General features: G+C 40.0%; 16 protein-coding genes. 15 read left to right on the top strand and 1 reads right to left on the bottom strand.

Annotated features, from left to right (window positions below):
* Positions 1-305 precede the first annotated feature (305 nt).
* Positions 306-1,802 carry an amidohydrolase family protein gene (locus M3O96_RS01400; protein ID WP_249718041.1) on the top strand — a complete coding sequence of 499 codons (1,497 nt, stop codon included), beginning with the start codon at positions 306-308 and terminating at the stop codon, positions 1,800-1,802.
* Positions 1,803-1,973: 171 nt separating this feature from the next.
* Here the strand turns inward: M3O96_RS01400 and M3O96_RS01395 are convergent, their stop codons facing one another.
* A complete protein-coding gene (locus M3O96_RS01395; protein WP_249718039.1) occupies positions 1,974-3,455 on the bottom strand; it encodes a Fic family protein in 1,482 nt (493 codons plus the stop codon).
* A 547-nt stretch (positions 3,456-4,002) separates the two neighbouring features.
* Between M3O96_RS01395 and M3O96_RS01390 the strand changes: the two genes are divergently transcribed.
* From M3O96_RS01390 to M3O96_RS01330, 14 genes are all read left to right on the top strand, one after another.
* The gene (locus M3O96_RS01390; RefSeq protein WP_249718038.1) at positions 4,003-5,052 is read left to right on the top strand and encodes a proline iminopeptidase-family hydrolase; all 1,050 of its coding nucleotides are present in this window, start codon (positions 4,003-4,005) and stop codon (positions 5,050-5,052) included.
* A gap of 120 nt (positions 5,053-5,172) precedes the next feature.
* Positions 5,173-6,111, top strand: a complete 939-nt coding sequence (locus M3O96_RS01385) for an NAD-dependent epimerase/dehydratase family protein (protein WP_249718036.1) — start codon at positions 5,173-5,175, stop codon at positions 6,109-6,111.
* A 40-nt stretch (positions 6,112-6,151) separates the two neighbouring features.
* Entirely contained in the window at positions 6,152-7,879 is a 1,728-nt protein-coding gene (locus M3O96_RS01380; RefSeq protein WP_249718035.1) for a tetratricopeptide repeat protein, read from the top strand.
* A gap of 19 nt (positions 7,880-7,898) precedes the next feature.
* The gene (locus tag M3O96_RS01375; RefSeq protein ID WP_249718033.1) at positions 7,899-8,552 is read left to right on the top strand and encodes a DinB family protein; all 654 of its coding nucleotides are present in this window, start codon (positions 7,899-7,901) and stop codon (positions 8,550-8,552) included.
* A 54-nt stretch (positions 8,553-8,606) separates the two neighbouring features.
* Complete coding sequence (locus M3O96_RS01370; protein WP_249718031.1) at positions 8,607-9,497, top strand: dioxygenase family protein; 891 nt, start codon at positions 8,607-8,609, stop codon at positions 9,495-9,497.
* Positions 9,487-9,657, top strand: coding sequence for a VOC family protein (locus M3O96_RS22170; RefSeq protein ID WP_502798889.1), 171 nt, complete (start codon positions 9,487-9,489; stop codon positions 9,655-9,657). Before M3O96_RS01370 ends, M3O96_RS22170 begins: the two co-directional genes overlap by 11 nt.
* A gap of 131 nt (positions 9,658-9,788) precedes the next feature.
* On the top strand, positions 9,789-10,634 hold the full coding sequence (locus tag M3O96_RS01365; RefSeq protein WP_249718030.1) for a hypothetical protein: 846 nt from the start codon (positions 9,789-9,791) through the stop codon (positions 10,632-10,634).
* Positions 10,635-10,668: 34 nt separating this feature from the next.
* On the top strand, positions 10,669-11,853 hold the full coding sequence (locus M3O96_RS01360; protein WP_249718028.1) for an alpha-hydroxy acid oxidase: 1,185 nt from the start codon (positions 10,669-10,671) through the stop codon (positions 11,851-11,853).
* Positions 11,854-11,993: 140 nt separating this feature from the next.
* The gene (locus tag M3O96_RS01355) at positions 11,994-14,087 is read left to right on the top strand and encodes a c-type cytochrome (RefSeq protein WP_249718026.1); all 2,094 of its coding nucleotides are present in this window, start codon (positions 11,994-11,996) and stop codon (positions 14,085-14,087) included.
* 95 nt (positions 14,088-14,182) lie between these two features.
* On the top strand, positions 14,183-15,076 hold the full coding sequence (locus M3O96_RS01350; RefSeq protein ID WP_249718025.1) for an alpha/beta hydrolase: 894 nt from the start codon (positions 14,183-14,185) through the stop codon (positions 15,074-15,076).
* A 102-nt stretch (positions 15,077-15,178) separates the two neighbouring features.
* Positions 15,179-15,937, top strand: a complete 759-nt coding sequence (locus M3O96_RS01345; protein ID WP_249718023.1) for a hypothetical protein — start codon at positions 15,179-15,181, stop codon at positions 15,935-15,937.
* A 38-nt stretch (positions 15,938-15,975) separates the two neighbouring features.
* Positions 15,976-16,692 carry a hypothetical protein gene (locus tag M3O96_RS01340; RefSeq protein ID WP_249718021.1) on the top strand — a complete coding sequence of 239 codons (717 nt, stop codon included), beginning with the start codon at positions 15,976-15,978 and terminating at the stop codon, positions 16,690-16,692.
* Between the two features lie 60 nt (positions 16,693-16,752).
* Positions 16,753-17,379 (top strand): hypothetical protein, encoded by a 627-nt coding sequence (locus M3O96_RS01335; RefSeq protein ID WP_249718019.1) that lies wholly within the window; start codon positions 16,753-16,755, stop codon positions 17,377-17,379.
* A 116-nt stretch (positions 17,380-17,495) separates the two neighbouring features.
* Positions 17,496-18,287: a hypothetical protein gene (locus M3O96_RS01330; protein WP_249718017.1), complete on the top strand. Its 792-nt coding sequence runs from the start codon at positions 17,496-17,498 to the stop codon at positions 18,285-18,287.
* Positions 18,288-18,293 lie beyond the last annotated feature (6 nt).

Genomic DNA, 18,293 nt, shown 5'->3' with positions numbered 1-18,293 from the left:
ATGGCTATCGGGGCGGTGGGAAAGAATCAGCGTTCAAAACAACCACCCCCAACCCCGACAGGGGTTGGATTATAAAAAAATAGTCTAGAATCTAACAACTCCTACACCTTGAAAATCCTCCGCCGGAAAGAAATACCACACTTTGGGGAAGAAATAGATAGGTTTCGTCCTAAGTGGCCGTCATGAGAGATTTGAGTTTTTTAAATTGTAAGATTGGGAATTTATCAGGACTTGAACTCCTTCCCACCCTAATGCAATTGACTGGTTGGCTTTTGCCATTTCTTATATCCTTTTCCAAAGCACTCATGATAACATCCAAAATGCTTAAAATTTTCCTATGCCTTTTTTTGGTTCTGCAAGGCGGAATTGAATCTACCGCTCAGACCGCTGTCCTTTACGACATTGTTTTGGAAGGAGGGAGGGTCATCGATCCTGAAACTAAACTGGATGCGATTAGAAATGTGGGCATTCAAAATGGCCGCATAATGATGATCAGTTCTGAAACTTTGAAGGGAAAGGAAACAATCAATGTGAGCGGTAAGGTGGTTTCTCCCGGTTTTATTGACCTGCATGTGCATGGCATGTCCAATATAGAGCAGGAATACCAACTTCACGATGGGGTTACCACAGCCTTGGAGCTTGAATGGGGGATGGACCATACCGGAGCTTGGTATGAATCCAGGAAGGGCAATGCACTGATCCATTATGGAGCGAGTGTATGCTGGCCTTTTGAGCGCATGAAGGCCATGGAAAGGTACCAAAGCAATGTGGATGAACTTTTGGTTCAGGTAAAAAACAAAGAGTCTAATCTCCAAAATTTTACCCATCTCGTAGGTCCTTCATATCTAGAAGACCAAACATCCCAAGAAATGGATAAAACCCTCATCAATATCAAATCAGCATTAGAAGAAGGAGGAATCGGAATTGGTGTTCCAATAGGTTACTTGCCTGGCACCAAGCCGACAGAGATGTACAGTGTTTTTGAATTGGCAGGTAAGATGGATGCTTTGGTTTTTACCCATACTCGTGAACCGAATATCCTGTCCATTCAGGAAGTAATCGCCAATGCCACTCTCACCGGCGCTCCTTTGCATATTGTCCACATCAACAGCATGTCGCTTGGACAGATTGATTTTGCTTTGGATATGGTAAGTGACGCTGCCAACAAAGGCTTTGATATCACGACAGAATTGTATCCTTATACTGCTGCGTCGACAGGTTTATTGACCGCTATGTTTAATGAGGGTTGGCAGCAAAGACTGGACATTGATTATGGAGATTTGCAATTGGCTTCCACAGGGGAACGCCTTACCAAAGAAACATTTGAAAGACACCGACGAACCAATCAATATGTCATCATGCACATGATGAAGCCCGAGTGGATTGCAAAAGGGATTGGGACTCCGGGAGTGATCATAGGATCGGATGGTATGCCGTATAGTAAATTTGCCCATCCCCGTACTGCCGGGACTTTTTCGAGGGTATTGGGCAAATATGTCAGAGAAGATCAGGTACTCGACTTAAATACTGCGATTGCAAAAATGACTTTGCTTCCGGCAAAGCGTCTGGAAGAAATAGCACCTATGATGCGGTTCAAAGGAAGGATTCAGGTGGGTGCAGATGCTGATATTACTGTTTTTGATCCCAATACTATTATTGATAAAGCCACATTTGAAGAAGGCCTTGAATTTTCATCGGGGATTGAATATGTACTGGTAAACGGGACTTTTGTCTTGAAAAATGGGGAGACTGTTCCCAATGTCTTTCCGGGACAAGGGGTCTATGGGAGGTTTAAGAAGTAAAATTATATGAGTATGCGCAATGTTGCACGTGTGCGGATACTTGTCCACGGACGACAGTCCACTGTCCACGGAGCCCGATAACCGTTCTCCAACCATTAATTGTTTGGCTATGTGCAATAAAGCGGATACACCTATTTTTAAAACTTTTTTTGTGACTAAGAGTCACATGGATTAAGAATTTAGAATTTTCAACATTGCGTTATCATGTTCCTTAAAGGCATTACTTGCTTCCAAGTGTTTTTCCATGGCATCTATATCTTCGCCAAAGAGAGTTGCACTAAATTCCCAGGCCCTTTCCATCATTCGGATATATGCAAAAGGGTCGTTTTGACGGGTAAGCCTTCTCAATGCCCCAACATAATCATCCCGGTAAACAGTGGGAATTATAATTTTTGTTTGCCCTTCTTTAGTTAATTCTGCATTCATCATCACTCTTGCAATCCGCCCATTTCCGTCCAAAAAAGGATGCACTTCACTCACTAAAAACATGATGTAAATGGCTTTGGCAAAGGGATGTGATAATGCCTGATAATAGTCAAACCCCTTTGTAAGTGTGCCTTTTACCAAGGTTGGGTCTACAAAATGGGTTTCACCTGCCCGGTTATTTTTATCTTTGAACTGTCCGGGTTTCTTGGATATCCTTGCACTCAGCAATACTTTATGTCGGTATAAAAGCATTTCCAGCATTTGTTCCGGGTCTGATGGGGTGATACTCATTTCAGTTTTATTGCTCACAAGGTTGTAAGTTCCCAATACATCATGTGAATCTTCATCACGGTTGGGCAATGGTGTATCTGTTTCTATGATACGCCTTGCTTCCTCAATTTCAAACTCTGTTCCTTCTATGTAATTGGAAAAATAGGCTTCAAAAAAAGCAAAGTTGCGGAATGATTGGTTGCTTGTATTTTTTTCTGGGCGATTAGTGAATTCCCGTTGCTTTAAGGCAACAAACAATTTCTCAAACAAGGGTAATCTTGCAGGATCGTAAGGATTGCCAAATGCCCTCGCAACTGCCAGTGGAGAAGACAATATTCTAGATGGATGTGTAGAAAGTAAAGCGCTGATGAGTTTGTTTAGTTTTTCAAACTCACTTTTCATATCCAATTTGTGAGCTATTTCTTTTGCCTTGTCTCTCAGGTCATTTAATCCTGCCTCGCTTTTTACCCTGATAATGCCTTCCAATCTTTCTTCTATTTCAGGCAGAGTAAGTGTTTTTGATTGTGGACCTATTTGGCGGCTTACTTGTAAGTTTTCCAATAGTGCTCTTTCCGTTTGAGAAGCGAACAATTCACCTGAAAACCGATTATCCCCCTCAATTGCTGCATGACCTTCCATAAACCGAAGGACAATTCCCGGCAGGTTAATTTTTTTTGTGTAAGTGTAAGTAAGAAAAATGTGCCCTTCTGATGTAGGCTTAAATTCTAATGCAGACCTGTGACTGAGTAAAGCTCCGGGATATAATTTACCAAGTATGGCAAATAGGTTTCGTCTAATGATTGTTTCCGGGCTTTCTGTAAAATTAGGAGTGTAAATTCGAGGAGCTATTTTCCTCAATTTACCTGCTTTTTCCAGCTTGGAAATTTGTTTGCTTACCTGTGGTTCGCTGGAAGAAAAAACCACTTCCTGAAGATGTATTGGTAAAATATTTTCCATTAAATCTGTTGCTTGATATAAATTTGGAAAATATTTTCCATTAAAAGTTTATTCATGGATAATTTTTTCTATCATGAGTGGTCCGAGGAGCGAGAATTTTCCATTTAATTTGAAAATTACTACGATAAAGAAAAATATATTCCAGTAAAACCAAGATAAAGGAAAATATTTTCCATTATAAATCACTTTGTTTCCTGATTGATTTAATGGAATGCAGGACCAGTCGCGATCATCGGGATGAAGCTGATTTTACTGGTTTACACAGATAAATAAATCATTGAAAATCAGGCCTATCATTGTTATCCCTGCCTGAATGCTCACGGCAGACTGGAGCGGTCTGAGAAAAACATACCTAGAAAGGAAAAGAAAAAGTAGAAAATACCCACTCTCCTTCATGATGAAATCCTTCCCCCGGAAAGAAATACCATTCATTGGGGAAGAATTTTACCCATTTCGTCCTAAGCAGGGGGATTGGAAACTTTAGATTCTTTAATTTATCAGATGATGGTCGAAGTTTGACTATTTGATGAAACCAAAACAGAAAATCATGAAACTTTTAACAACACCCTTACTGATTATACTATTCCTCATGATGAGTTGTACCAATAATCAGGAAAAGAATATAACAAACCCTCAATCGAGCAGCTATTTTGATTATTCCAACAGCGAAGATCAAATTACCGGAGGCATCAAAATGATTCCAATTGAAACGCCAAAAGGCACATTCAATGTGTGGACCAAACGCATGGGCAACAATCCCAAAATGCGTCTATTGTTGCTTCACGGGGGCCCGGGTGCTACACACGAGATTTTTGAAAACTTCGATGGCTATCTTCCCCATGAGCAAATAGAATACATTTATTACGACCAACTCGAAAGTTACTACAGCGATCAACCCAACGATTCTTCGCTATGGACCATCGAACACTTTGTGGAGGAAGTGGAACAAGTGCGCAAAGCCTTGAATCTTACCAATGACAATTTTTATTTGCTCGGACAATCTTGGGGCGGCATTCTGGCCATGGAATATGCGCTGAAATACCAGGATAATTTAAAAGGCTTAATTATTTCAAACATGGTAGCAAGCCTACCCGAATACGAAAAATATGCATCTGACGTATTGGGGCCGCAATTGCCCGCCGATGTTTTCAAGGAAATCAAAGAATTTGAGGCCAAGGAAGATTTCGGAAATCCCCGGTATGGTGAATTGGTTCAGCAACACTACTACACCCGTCATTTCCTGAGAAAACCTTTAGAGGAATGGCCCGAATTCATTAACAGGACTTTTAAGCATCTCAATCCAAATATCTATATCTATATGCAAGGATACAGCGAATTTGGAATCACCGGAAATGCAAGTTTGAAAGGTTGGGATGTATCTGCAAGACTCGGAGAATTAAAAGTACCAACCTTAATGCTAGGAGGAAAATATGATACCATGGATCCCAAATATATGGAGTGGATGAGCACCCAAGTGCAAAAAGGCCGGAGCGTCACCACCAATGGAAGTCATATATCCCAATACGATGATGCTGAAGCCTATTTTTCTGGATTGATAAAATTTATTAAAGACGTCGATGAGGGCAATTTTAATTGATATGAAAGCAAAACTGGTATGGCGGAGGAATCCACTGCAGTACCCAAATTGAATTGACAAAAATAAAAACGGGTATGCCGACCACCGAATAGTGTAGGCTTGAAATCAAATTTTAACCATATGAAAACAGTAGGCATCATCGGGGGTTCAGGCTTTATTGGAAGCTACAACACTCAAAAATTTCTGAATGAAGGATATAAGGTAAAAGTATCTACCACAGACATTTCCAAAAAAGAAAAGTATGAACATTTGCTTGGTCTCAAAAATGCTGAGAACCTTGAAATCGCTCAATTGGATGTTGAAAACAAACAGGAGCTTTTGGATTTTCTGAAAGACTGTGAACTGGTCATACATGGAGGAACCCCTTTCCAATTGGATGTGAAAGACCTTCAGAAAGAACTGTTTGACCCGACCATCAAGGGAACCGAAAACTTCCTTGAAGCAGTTCTCAAGACTCCCGGGATTGAGAAAGTTGTATTTATTGCATCCGTGGCAGCTTACAACACAAGCTTTCCATTTTTACCTGAAGGAAAAACTGAAGGTGAGCAAATCACTGAAAATGACGCGCCATTTATGAGCGAACAAGGCATACCTTATGCCCAAGCAAAGTTTATCGCCAATCAGACTGTCAATAAATTCATCGCAGACCACCCCAATCTAAATTTTGAAATCACTTCTGTTTCGCCGACGGGTGTAATGGGGAAATCTCTGTCAAACAGATTAGATTCCACCTCAACGGGGATACAATTTTTGTTTAAAAATAAAATTGCCCCTAATCCCTTCATACAAATGATCTATGATGTGGATGTATTATGGGCATTGGTAGATGTAGAGGATGTTGCCGATTCAATTTTCAAAGCAGCCACAACCAAAAACATCCATGGAAAAAACTATCTCTTGTCAGGCGAAAGTTACAGGGTCTCGGATGTGACATTGATGCTCAACAATCAACCTCCAATAGGCAAGCCTGAAATCGTCTATAGTTCTGATTTGGCAACAAAGGACTTGGGAATAGCATTTAAGCCTGTCAGTATTCCTTTGAATAACTATTCAAATTAAAAAAATGATGAAAAAAATAATCGTTTCCATTTGCTGAATAATGAAAAGAATTAACAACAAAAGTATGAAACTACCATTTCTCATTGCATTAGTTTTATTACCATTGACTATTGTTGCCCAACACGAACATCATAAATCTGACGACGCGACTGCGGATAGCCATAATCATCTCGCTCACATGTTGGCTTCGCGGGAGGAAGTTATTTACGTACACAATCTTCCACCGCAGAAACTCATGAAAGGCATAGGGAATTCTACTTTGAAGATTGAAACAACATCAGAAAAAACGCAGACTTATTTCAATCAAGGTATTTCCCTATTGCACGACTTTTGGGATTTTGAAGCTTATCGTGCATTTAAGGAAGCCATTCGAAACGATTCTACTGCCATCATGCCCTACTGGGGATTGCTGCAAATGCCAACTCCGGATAAAGACAGCGTTTTTAATTACAACAAGGACAATGCCATAAAGCAAATTAAAAAACTGCTACCAAATGCGAATGAACATGAACGATTATACGCCGAGATTGCACTGTTGAAAGATTCATTAAAATATGAAGCCTATCCCGAAATCTCTAAAAAGTGGGAACTCATCATTCACAAATTTCCTAATGACGTAGAAGCAAAGCTTTTTTTTGCACTCCATAACATGAGTGGTTTTGATACCGATTTGAATCCCAGGGAAGGACAAATGTACAGCGAGTTTCTATTAAAGGATGTGCGACGGACTGCTCCCAATAGCCATGCATTTCATCATTATTGGATTCATTTGAAAGAACATTGTTGCCCAGAGCAAGCAATTGAAAGTGCAGATGTACTAACGGGCCTTGCTCCTAATTCCGGTCACATCGTGCATATGCCAGGACATATCTACAATCGGGTAGGCAATTACAAAAAAGCCTATGATGCCTTTGTGGCAGCGGTAAAAGTAGATTCAACCTATATGAAAAATGAAGGTGTTGAGGAAGTGGACAACTGGAATTACATTCACAATATCAATTACCTCATCAATAATTGTGTGCATGACGGCAGACACAGAGAAGCACTACACTATGCAGAAAGACTCAAAAAAATGCCGGTTACTAAAGCTCGAAAAGACATATATGATGGTGTATTTTTTCGTCAGGGCCTATTGGCTCCCGGAAAGATGGAAATGGCTTTTGGCAACTGGGAACGAGCCACGGCAGAATTTGAGCAGATAATTGATAAAGATTCTGTACTCAGTCACCCCAATATGGAATTCAAAAAGGCTCTAACGCTTTTTACAAAAGGGATGGCAGCTTTGGATAAAAACGATTTGGCAGAAGCGATAAATTCCTCCAACAGTTTAGATGCCTTATTATGGCGCAATGAGAAACAAGCAGACAAGGATAAAACTATCAATCGGTTCAACCAAAACACCATAAATACAGCGAGTATGGAGCTGCAGGGACGTATTGCAAGCGAACAGGGAAATTATGAAGAGGCCATGATGCTGTTAAAAAAGGCACATAAAAATGAACTTGATCTCGGTTATGGAGAGCCGCCCTTGTATGCAAGACCAGTTGTTATGAGTATAGCCGAAGCGCAGATAAAAGTTGAAAAATATGATGACGCAATAGGCACCTATCAGGAACTATTAAAAAGATTCCCTAAAAGCGCTTATGTCTATAATGCATTACGGATTGTCTATGCAAAGAAAGGGGATACCGTTAAAACAAAAGAATATACCGTATTGCTTAAAACCGCTTCAAAATATGCCGATGAAGGTATTTATGGAAGGTTATGAACTCAAAATAAACCCTAAAATGAAAGACAATAATCCAATTGCCCGCAGAGATTTTATTAAATCAGCCGCGGTTATTTCTTCAGGCACATTTGGCCTGTCTATGATTCACAATCCGATCTATGCCTCAGAATTCCCCATCGAAGACAGGATCAATGTGATGGGGCCTAGAGAAGGTTTCAGCCTTCATATTGGAACCTTGCTATCCATGATGACCTGGATGCGGGATGTGATATTGCGGCCGGTCAAAGGTATGAACGTGGAACAGCTGGATTTTTTATTGGATGAAAACTCCAACTCAATAGGAGCGATGCTGCTCCATTTGGCAGCGACGGAGCGGTATTACCAGATCCATACTTTTGAGGGAAAGAAATGGGGAGATTGGAGTAAAGAAGATATCAAACGATTTGATGTGGCAATGAACCTTGGTGAGAAAGCCCGAAAAACCATCAAGGGCCATACCTTTAAATACTACCTTGAAATCATGACGGAAGTAAGAGAAAATACCATCACGGAGTTTAAGAAAAGGGACGACAAATGGCTGATGTCAGTCGATGAGGACTTTCCTTGGGGTCCGACCAACAATTACTGCAAGTGGTTCCATGTCTGCGAGCATGAATCCAACCACAACGGGCAGTTCAAATACCTCAGAAGCCGGGTTCCGGAAAGTAAATAAGAATAAGGCTTCCGGCAGGCAACAATCTAACTTAAACATCTAAAATCAAGTATTATGCAACGCAGAATCTTTATTAAAAACTCATCGCTTACCGTTCTCAGCATAAGTGCATTTGGCAGTGTAAGCTGGAACGGTAAATCTTTTGAAGGCGACACGCCTACTACCACAGATATACTCGGTCCATTTTACCGGCCAGGAGCTCCTTTACGAACCAACTTAAGACTTCCTGCTACCAAAGGAACACCTATTGTTTTAAAAGGAATTGTCTTTAAAGAAGACGGTAAAACTCCTGTTAACGATGCTTTGGTTGAAATCTGGCATTGTGATGAACACGAAGTCTATGATAATGCCTCAGATGAATACAACTATCGTGGCGGACAAAAAACGAAAGCGGATGGAAAATATGAGTTTAAGTCCATATTACCGGTCCCCTATAAAGCCAACCCAACTAATGAAGCATCCTATCGGCCTGCACACATACACATGCGTGTATCAGTTCCCAATCAACAGGACTTAGTAACACAACTTTATTTTAAAGGAGGTAAATATTTGGATACCGATAATTTTGCATCCGCACCTCAGGCAGTAGACAGAATACTGGATGTTACCACCGATACTAGTACCGGAGAATCCCTGATTGTATTTCATGTCACCATGAGTAAAGAAATTCCACTCGATACGGCGGTGTATAAAAAAATCACAGGCCTATATCAGATGGAAGATAAAAGCAAGGTTGAGTTTATTAAGAACGATGACCTGTTGTTTATGAAACGTAATGGTCAATTAGTGGCTTCGTTGAAGTACATGGGCAACAATAGCTTTGAGGGAGGTATTGGATTCCCAAAAGTTAGTTTTGAATTATTGCCGGATGGGGGTTCTAAAGCGGTGATTACCACTCAAACCAAAACTGATACCGGTCAAAAATATTTGAAGTATGGTGAGTGAAAATAATTTGATAGAAAAGAAAGACTTCTCTCTTTCCTTTCATCACATGGCCTTGTCAGTTAATGACGTAAATATATCAGCCAAATTTTACACGGAAATTTTGAATTTAGAAATAATTCCATTTCTCCCAGAGGCTAAAGACGTAAATGGATTTCATTGAGAGATGGAAAGGAATTACATCTGCTATCCTAGCCGGGTTCCCGGAGCTAAAAAGGAGCAACTAATTTAATTCCCAAAGTATTTTGCATCCATAGTACCGAATCAATTGTCAGTCTACTTGAAAGCAAGAAAATGGAACCATCAAAGCAAATATCCTCTGAATACCTTGATCATTCTTCCGCTATCGCCAAAAGGCCAAAACAGGGTAAGTCAAATGTACTCAACCGAATTTTCTTTCCGTACACAGTTTGGTTTCTATTCCTTCTTATACCCTTCATTGCGATTGGGTTTTGGCCGGGATATTGGTCCAAAATTTTTGGGGACGTCAACTTCGGTTCGGTCATTCACATCCATAATTGGCTGATGATGGCTTGGGTGGCGATGAGCATTGCGCAACCCTTGTTGATCTTAAAAAAGAAAATACAGTGGCACCGCATATTGGGAAAAATAAGTTACGTCTTAATGCCCCTCGTACTGATAAGCGGCTATTTTTTAATTCAGGAACGGTACCTTCGCCGACTTTCAGGAATGAGTGAAAGAGTAGCTTCCGGCGAAATAGAAATGACCTCTGAACAGATTTACAGTTCTGCTGCCGCTTCTCTTGACTTAGGTCTGGTATACTCTTTATTGCTTGCAGGTCTGTATGCTTTGGCAATCATCTATCGGAAACGAATCCTATATCACGCCACTTTTATGTTTGGCGCTATTTTGACAGCCCTGGGTCCTTCCGTAGACCGCATTATTTTTCAAGTATATAGCCCCGAAGGGGTTTTGATGAATTACGTGGCCTCGTATGCAACCTTAACTTTCACCATACTGCTTTTGGGAGCATTGGCATGGTACCAAAAACGCAAAGGAAACAGTTCAATCCCGGCGTTGATTACGATGGGTGCCTATATCGGAGGAGTATTTTTGATTGAATTTGGCTCAAAGACAACGGCCTGGCAGGTAGTGGTGGAGAGTTTATTTAAAGCCTAATTCACAAAATTTAAAAATTTCACCATCTAATAGAATGAGCAATTTAGATTCCTATCTACAGACTGACATTCAGCGACGTAAGTTTTTGGAGTGGATTGGTCTGTCAAGTTTGGCTTTGGCATTACCGGCGATGTCGCTTTCAGGATGCCAATCAGGTCGATTCCATGAAGATGAAAAGCAGGACTTTAAAAATGTCTTTGACTTGGAATCGTTATCCCGAAAAGTAATGGGAGACGATGCCATTGAATACCTGAATGGAGGGGCCGATGATTTGAAAACAGTAAAGGCCAACCTTGAAGGATATAATAAAATTCAAATCAGAGCGCGTAGATTAATTGATGTCAGTACGATCTCTACCAAAGTTGACCTGTTTGGGCAAACACTTGATACTCCGATTATTTTGAGTCCGGTTGGGTTTCAAAAGTTCTTTCATCAAGAAGGGGAAGTGGCTACGGCAAAGGCTGCAGCTTCCAGAAAACATCAGCTCATTGTTTCTACTGTATCAAACTATTCAGTTTCCGAAGTGGCTGCTGCATACGGTCCCAATCTGTGGTTTCAATTATATCCGACTCCGGACAGAAAAATCACCAAAATACTTCTTGAAAAAGCAGAACAGGCGGGTTGTCCGGTCTGTGTACTGACAGTGGATACTCCAGTAGTCGGTAATCGGGAATCGAGTGGGACTACGCTTTTTGGTTTAATCGAAGCAGGCGAACTCAAGATGGGCAACCTGGAAGGACTCCTACCGAAAGGCATGACTTTTACTGATCCGAGCGTAACCTGGGAAATGATAGGCTGGCTTCGGGCCAACTGCCACATGAAAATTGTGAAAAAAGGAATAGTGACGCGTGAGGATGCTGCACTCGCTATCCTTCACGGAGCAGATGGGGTCATTGTATCCAATCATGGCGGGCGGCAATTGGAAAGTAACAGAGGGACTATTGAATGTCTGCCTGAAGTAGTTGACGAAATAAAAGGTAGAATCCCGGTCTTAATAGACGGAGGTATAAGAAGGGGAACCGATGTATTTAAAGCTTTGGCTCTTGGAGCAACAGCGGTTTGTATAGGAAGACCATTTTGCTGGGGACTCGGGGCCTTGGGCCAAGAGGGAGTTGAAATAGCCCTGGACATTCTCAAGGGGGAGTTGGTCCGTGACATGCAACTCGCCGGGACGCCTTCGATTGGTAATATCACGAAGGACTTTGTTAGTCGATACTAAAAGAAATTCAACTGATTCATTTAAGTGGACAGTAAATTATAAAGCAGACGCAAATCCAGAAGGCACTTACCAAGTTGAGGCTATTTCATACAACATATCAATCGATTAGAGCCATCCCAAATGGAAAAATAAATTTAAAGATGGAAAAGAAAACTGTTAAAATCTATCTGACTTTTTTGAATGAACGCTTGTTGTTAATTCAATATGTGGCACTATTATTCCTGATCATATCCGTCATTTCGTGTCAATCAGAACAAACGGAAGGCAGTAATGCTTTAATGGGACGGGGATATGGGATTAATAATACAACCCTAATTGTAGAGGATCTTGATAGTGCTCGAAAATATTTCACCGAAGTATTGGGATTCAATATTCCTGATTCGGAACAGATCAATAAGGGGATCTTCGAGGGGACAGTAACTAATTCTATTCCCTTTCCTGACATGTCTGCCCTGGTTTTACTTTCGTTGGAGGATTCCGCAATTGTTTCCGGCAAAGATTCAGTAGTTCTGGACTTTCTAGATAAGTTTAAAGGAGTTGGAATGTATTCCTTATCAAGTTCATCGGTAGACAGTACTTACACATGGTTAAACTCCCGTGGGTTTAAGATGAATTCTATTAGAACCCACAGTTTTGAGATCCCCGTTCCCCAATCATCTCCATGGTTTGATGATCAGTGGAAGATTTTCAAAGTTGGTTTTGAAACAAATAATTTACCGAATCCTCTTCCGGAGTTCGAGGAGCTATCCGGTTTCCCTTATGAGAGAATGCATGAATGGAAGAGCTTTTATAATATGCAACGGGAATTTTTGCTACATCCAAATGGTGTCCTAGGAATATCGGTTATCAAAATTGTGGTTGAGGACCTTAAAGCTGCACGGAAGGAATTTAAAAAAATGGGGCTTCTTGAATTGAAAGAAAACCCATCTGAAAATCTCGTTCGTTTTAAAATTAAAAGAAATCAAGAACTACATATCACCACTCCCCAAACCCCTGACGATGCCCTTGCCGGATTATTGAAACAGCGTGGTTCAGGAGTATTTGCTATTGTTTTTGAGGTGCTGGACCTTAAAGCAACACACGATTTGCTTTCAGAAAAATTACCCAAAGAGGCGCTCTTGGAGGATTTATTACAAAACAGTGTGACCGTATTAAAAGAATATGCTTTAGGCGTTCAACTTGAATTTGTGGAAGAACCACAAGAGCAAGCGATGTTAGCAGAACAATTAAAGCTGAATTTTGGGTCAAAACTTGATAGTACTGCCATCTTGCATGCTGAAGGTATGTATATGAAATATTGTTCGCTATGTCATGGAGAAAACAGAGAAGGTTACGTGGCTGATTTTGCTCCTTCTCTCCGTTCCCACTCCTTAATGGCTACTGCTCAATCATCCAACTTTCTCAGATATACCATCCAATATGGAAGGGCCAATACCGCTATGGCTGGCTACTATAAAGAACAAGGCGGACCCTTGGAATATATAGATGTAGAATTAATTCTGAAATGGTTGAACGAATCAAGTGGAGTTGAAAAACCCATTGAATTATCCCGTGATCCCATCAAGGGTGATGTCCAACTTGGGTCAAGAATCTATACAGAAAAATGTGCGGCTTGCCATGGATCAAATGGAGAAGGCATTAGTGCACCGGCTTTGGGAAACCCAATGTTATTGGCCACGGCAACTGATCATTTTTTGCGTTATGCAATTGCTGAAGGAAGAGATGGTACGCCAATGGTTGCATTTAAAGATAGCCTAAGTGGTGATGAAATAGATGCTGTAACTGCATTTCTCAGAAGTCGGGCATCAGGTTGGGATGTACCTGAACCTGTTTCTGTAAGTTTACCGACACCTGAAGAATATATTATAAACCCTGAGGGAAAGCAACCCAATTTTGAACTGCGTGAGGGGCTTTACCTATCTGCAGCGCAATTGAATAAAGCGCTTCAGGATGGTATGCGATTGGTATTGCTCGATGCAAGGTCAGAAGTGGCTTGGAGGCAGACACATATTCCGGGAGCTATTCCAGTTCCTTACTATAATGAACCGGAAACCTTTGTAAAAGATATACCAAATGACAGTACCTGGATTATTGCTTATTGCGCCTGTCCTCATGCTGCTTCAGGACAGGTAATCAGTAAGCTTAAGAACTATGGATTCAAAAATACCGCTATTCTTGACGAAGGTATTTTGGTTTGGGCACAATTAGGTTATCCTGTTCAAATAGGAAATTAGAGGTGTTAGTTTGGTAAAAAGAGGAGGGAGAATGGAAAATACTTCGCGACACTTGGCTAACAGATAAATAGAAATAAATCAAAAAGTCTTAAACCATGCAAAAAACATCCCTTTACCTCCTCCTTATTTTTTCAATGATTCTGTCCTCCTGTTCCAAAAAACTGACATCCAAAGTGGACTTGGCGGCTGCAGAAAAGGAAACGGTCTACAATGTATTGAAAGACGTTTCCTACGGTTCGGATCCGGAGCAAACCATGGATATTTATCTTTCCCAAAAAGCAAAATCCTTTGGTAAACGAAACTACACGATTGTGTTTCTGCACGGGGGTGGATATTACTTCAGCGACAAAAGTCAGGAGGAAAGGTACATCGAACCCTACCTGAAGAAAGGTCTGAATGTCGTCAATCTGAATTACAGATTGAAACGAGGGATTCCCCTTGCTACGCTTGACTTGACACATGCCTTGAATTTCCTCAAAGCCAACAACGCTGACTATGGTTTGAATTTGGACAATGTGATTGTGACCGGCTTTTCTGCAGGGGCGCATATAGCTACCAATGTGGGACTTGCCCAAAACAATCCGGAGTATCCCAATAAACTTGATGAAGGCATTGTGATCGTAGGCATCATCAACTTTTCCGGTCCTGTGGATGGATTGGATGTGGTCGAAAGGATATTTACTGAGCATGAAAATGAATTGTACAGTAAAGTAGGAAAGGCGTTATTCGCTCCTGATGATTATGAATCAACAGCGAACATCGCCATCTACGAACCGATCACCTATTTTGATAAGAACGACCCACCCATTTTTCTCTGGCAGGCAGGCCTTGATGATCAGATTCCGCCGGTAACTTTCGAAAGATTTGTTGCCATGCTGAGAAAGGATAAAGACGTGATCATGTATAAACCCCATGGAGGACATAGCCCGACGAAGGAAGAATTGGAATATGCATATATCGAGATATTTAAATTCTTAAATAATTTATAAAATGAAATAAAATTCTGGAAAATAAGACTAAATTGAAGGATGCTCGATTTTAAACCTACAGCGTTTTGTAATTAGACTGGCAAAAAATATGGCAAACCAACAATGATTAAATTTTTCAGGAGAATAAGACAAAAATTAGTAAAAGAGGGAAATCTGAAAAGGTATCTGATTTATGCTATCGGAGAAATTCTACTGGTTATCATCGGTATTTTGATAGCGCTATTTATCAATGACTGGAGAAATGACCTGAATGCTCAAAAAACAGAATCCCTGACAATAGAATCCCTTCATATCGAATTTTCTGCAGGTAATGTTGCGATTCAGGAATTCATTGAATTAAATGAAAATATCATTGCAACCAATAAAAGTTTACTATCCTACTGCCTGAATGTTGAAACCGAATTTGAAGAGCCCACTTTCGACAGCTTATTTTATCATGCTGCATGGTCAGAGAGTTTAAGGCTTAACCAAGGAGTGTTTAAAGAACTTCTAAACACAGGTAACCTATCCAAATTATCCAATACCAAGCTGAGGGTTTTATTGTCCTCTTGGGACGAACTTTTGGAAGTAGTAGGGAGATCAGACCAAGTGGGATTGGATTACCTCCAAGATAAATTAATGAATTATTTTGATCAGAATCTTTCGTGGGCGATGATGTCAAAAGATGACAAATTAGGATTAGGTGGTTTGCAGCTAAAAGGGAGGGATAGAAGTATTGATAAAATCAGCGTAGCAAAGGATTTAGAGTTTGAAAATTTTATTTTCAACCAAATCTGGTTTACCCAGAGAAAGATGAATAGGGCAAAAGAATTACTCGATTTGAATAATGAAATCTTAGATGAGATTGAGAGGGCAAAATAGGGAAACTATTCTTATAAAAACATATACATCAACCTACCATGGAAAAAGGATTTAAAAATATTGCTTTATTCTTTACTGTCACTGCCGCAATTGTTCTCATTGGTTTTTTTCCCACCTACTTATCCCATTTTCCATATTTTGAAGGTTTTGTGGCCTTACACCATTTCCATGGTTTTGTTATGGCATTGTGGTTGGTGGTTCTCATTGTTCAGCCCATCCTGATCAACAAGAGGAAATTCCATTGGCATCGCATGATAGGGAAATTTTCCTACGTTCTCGTACCTATTATTGTGATTTCAATGGCGCTTGTGTATCAAAGGTCATTTGTCATTAGCGTCGCAGAAAATGGAGCAAATCATATCGAGAGTCTTTCCATGTTGTTTTTACCCCTGACGGATATTCTACCATTTACTGTTTTTTACCTATTGGCAATAATCTATAGAAAGAAGGTAGCCAATCACCTAAGGTTTATGATTTCTACAGCTATAGTGGTTGGTAGTGCGGGTATTGTAAGAATATGTATGGTCTGGTTGGGAATGGATTTCGTTGGGGCAATGTATGCCAATGCCGTACTGATGATTTTGGTTTTAGTTGGGCTGGTTCTGTATGACTTATATCATAAAAAACTTTCTGAAAACAAGTCATTCGTAGTTGCCTTACTTGTTTTGGGCATTCCCAATTTGCTTTTGATGTATGTTCCTTATACAGCATGGTGGCAGTCCTTTGCGGAGGGAATAGTAAAGGCCATGAATTGAAAAAATGTATTGAAAATTGATAAACCCTGACTTGGCAATGATTATATAAAATTTATAAAAATGGAAAAGTCATATAAAAATTTAGGGTACTTCTTCCTGCTATTGGTTCCACTTGCTTTTTTGGGATTTTATAAAAGGTATTTAAGTCAATTTCCGGAATTTCAGGAGACCACAACCTACATTCATATACATGCAGCAATTGCTTCAATTTGGCTTTTTATGCTGATCATTCAGCCCTTTTTGATAAGGAACAGGAAATATAAGCAGCACCGGATAGTTGGAAGGATTTCATATTTTGTTTTCCCCTTGCTCATTCTTTCATTTATTCCTGGAATCATGCGGATGGCAAGTTCTGGTAGCCCAAATTTATTTTTCCCTTTATCAGATGCCATCATGTTGATTATTTTGTATTCGTTGGCAATATATCATAGAAAGAATGTTGCAAAACATATGAGATATATGATTGGCATCGCATTGGTATTTCTTGACCCTACGCTGGGTAGAATAGGTGTGTTGCTTTTAAATCTATCGGATAACGTAAATCAGAATGCGCTCTGTGTGCTGATTTATCTGATACTGATTTCATTGATATTGCTGGATAGAAAGAATGAAAAGGATTACCAACCTTATTTGTTGATTCTCTCATTATACATAATCCATCAAATTACTTTCAATTTGATATTTTGACAACAAAAGAAAGAACAGCAACAAAGCAAAAAATGTATATCCCGCAATTTTAATAATAAGAGTCTAGTAATCTTGTAAAGCCGGTAGTATTTACCATTAAGCAAAAAATTGAATCGATGATAAAATTCTTTCGAAGGATCAGACAAAAATTACTAGCAGAAGGTAATCTTAGAAGATATCTGATCTACGCATTCGGAGAAATCCTACTTGTCGTCATTGGAATTCTTTTGGCACTTCAGATTAATGATTGGAATCAAAACAGACTCAACGCCAAAGAAGAACGACGCATTTATCAGGACATTACTGATGGATTTCAACTTTCCAGATTTCTTTTTAAAAATGGCATTGGAACCTGGGAGACAGTGATTGGGAGTGCGGATAGCTTGTTAAGGATCATTAATAATCCGGCAATTCGTCCTGAAGACGAAAAATTAGCTATATACATCCATCAATTGACTTTGAATTGGATGTCAGGCACTTCTACTACCGTCTATGATGTGTTGGGTAGCTCGGGTGATCTTGAAATAATTTCTTCCGAATTGCTTCGAAATTCTCTTGCTGAATATAAATATCAAATGGAGCATTTGAAACAATCTGAGGAGTCATATGTCCGCTTTGCAGATCAGGAGTTACGACCATTCCTGAATCGCTTCGTGGATCGGTCGGCTACACGTGGTAATCGTGAGAAAGGTCAGTGGATCATCACTCATCATCCATCTCCTTTTAGATCTTCTTTTGATGACCTTATTCAAAGTAGGGAATTTGCCAACCTGCTGATAGATCTTATAGATGCTTCAAACAAACTGATCAATGTTAACAGAAGACTTGAAGTAAATATTAACCAAATAGACTCCCTGATTTTGGCTAAATATCGCTCCATCCAAGCCAAGCCATATATCCCTAAATAACAAAGA

Origin of the sequence: Aquiflexum sp. TKW24L (assembly GCF_023502205.1) — a bacterium.
Taxonomy (GTDB): domain Bacteria; phylum Bacteroidota; class Bacteroidia; order Cytophagales; family Cyclobacteriaceae; genus Cognataquiflexum.
Note: the sequence above shows the minus strand (reverse complement) of the source record. Positions and strands in the feature narration are given on the sequence as shown.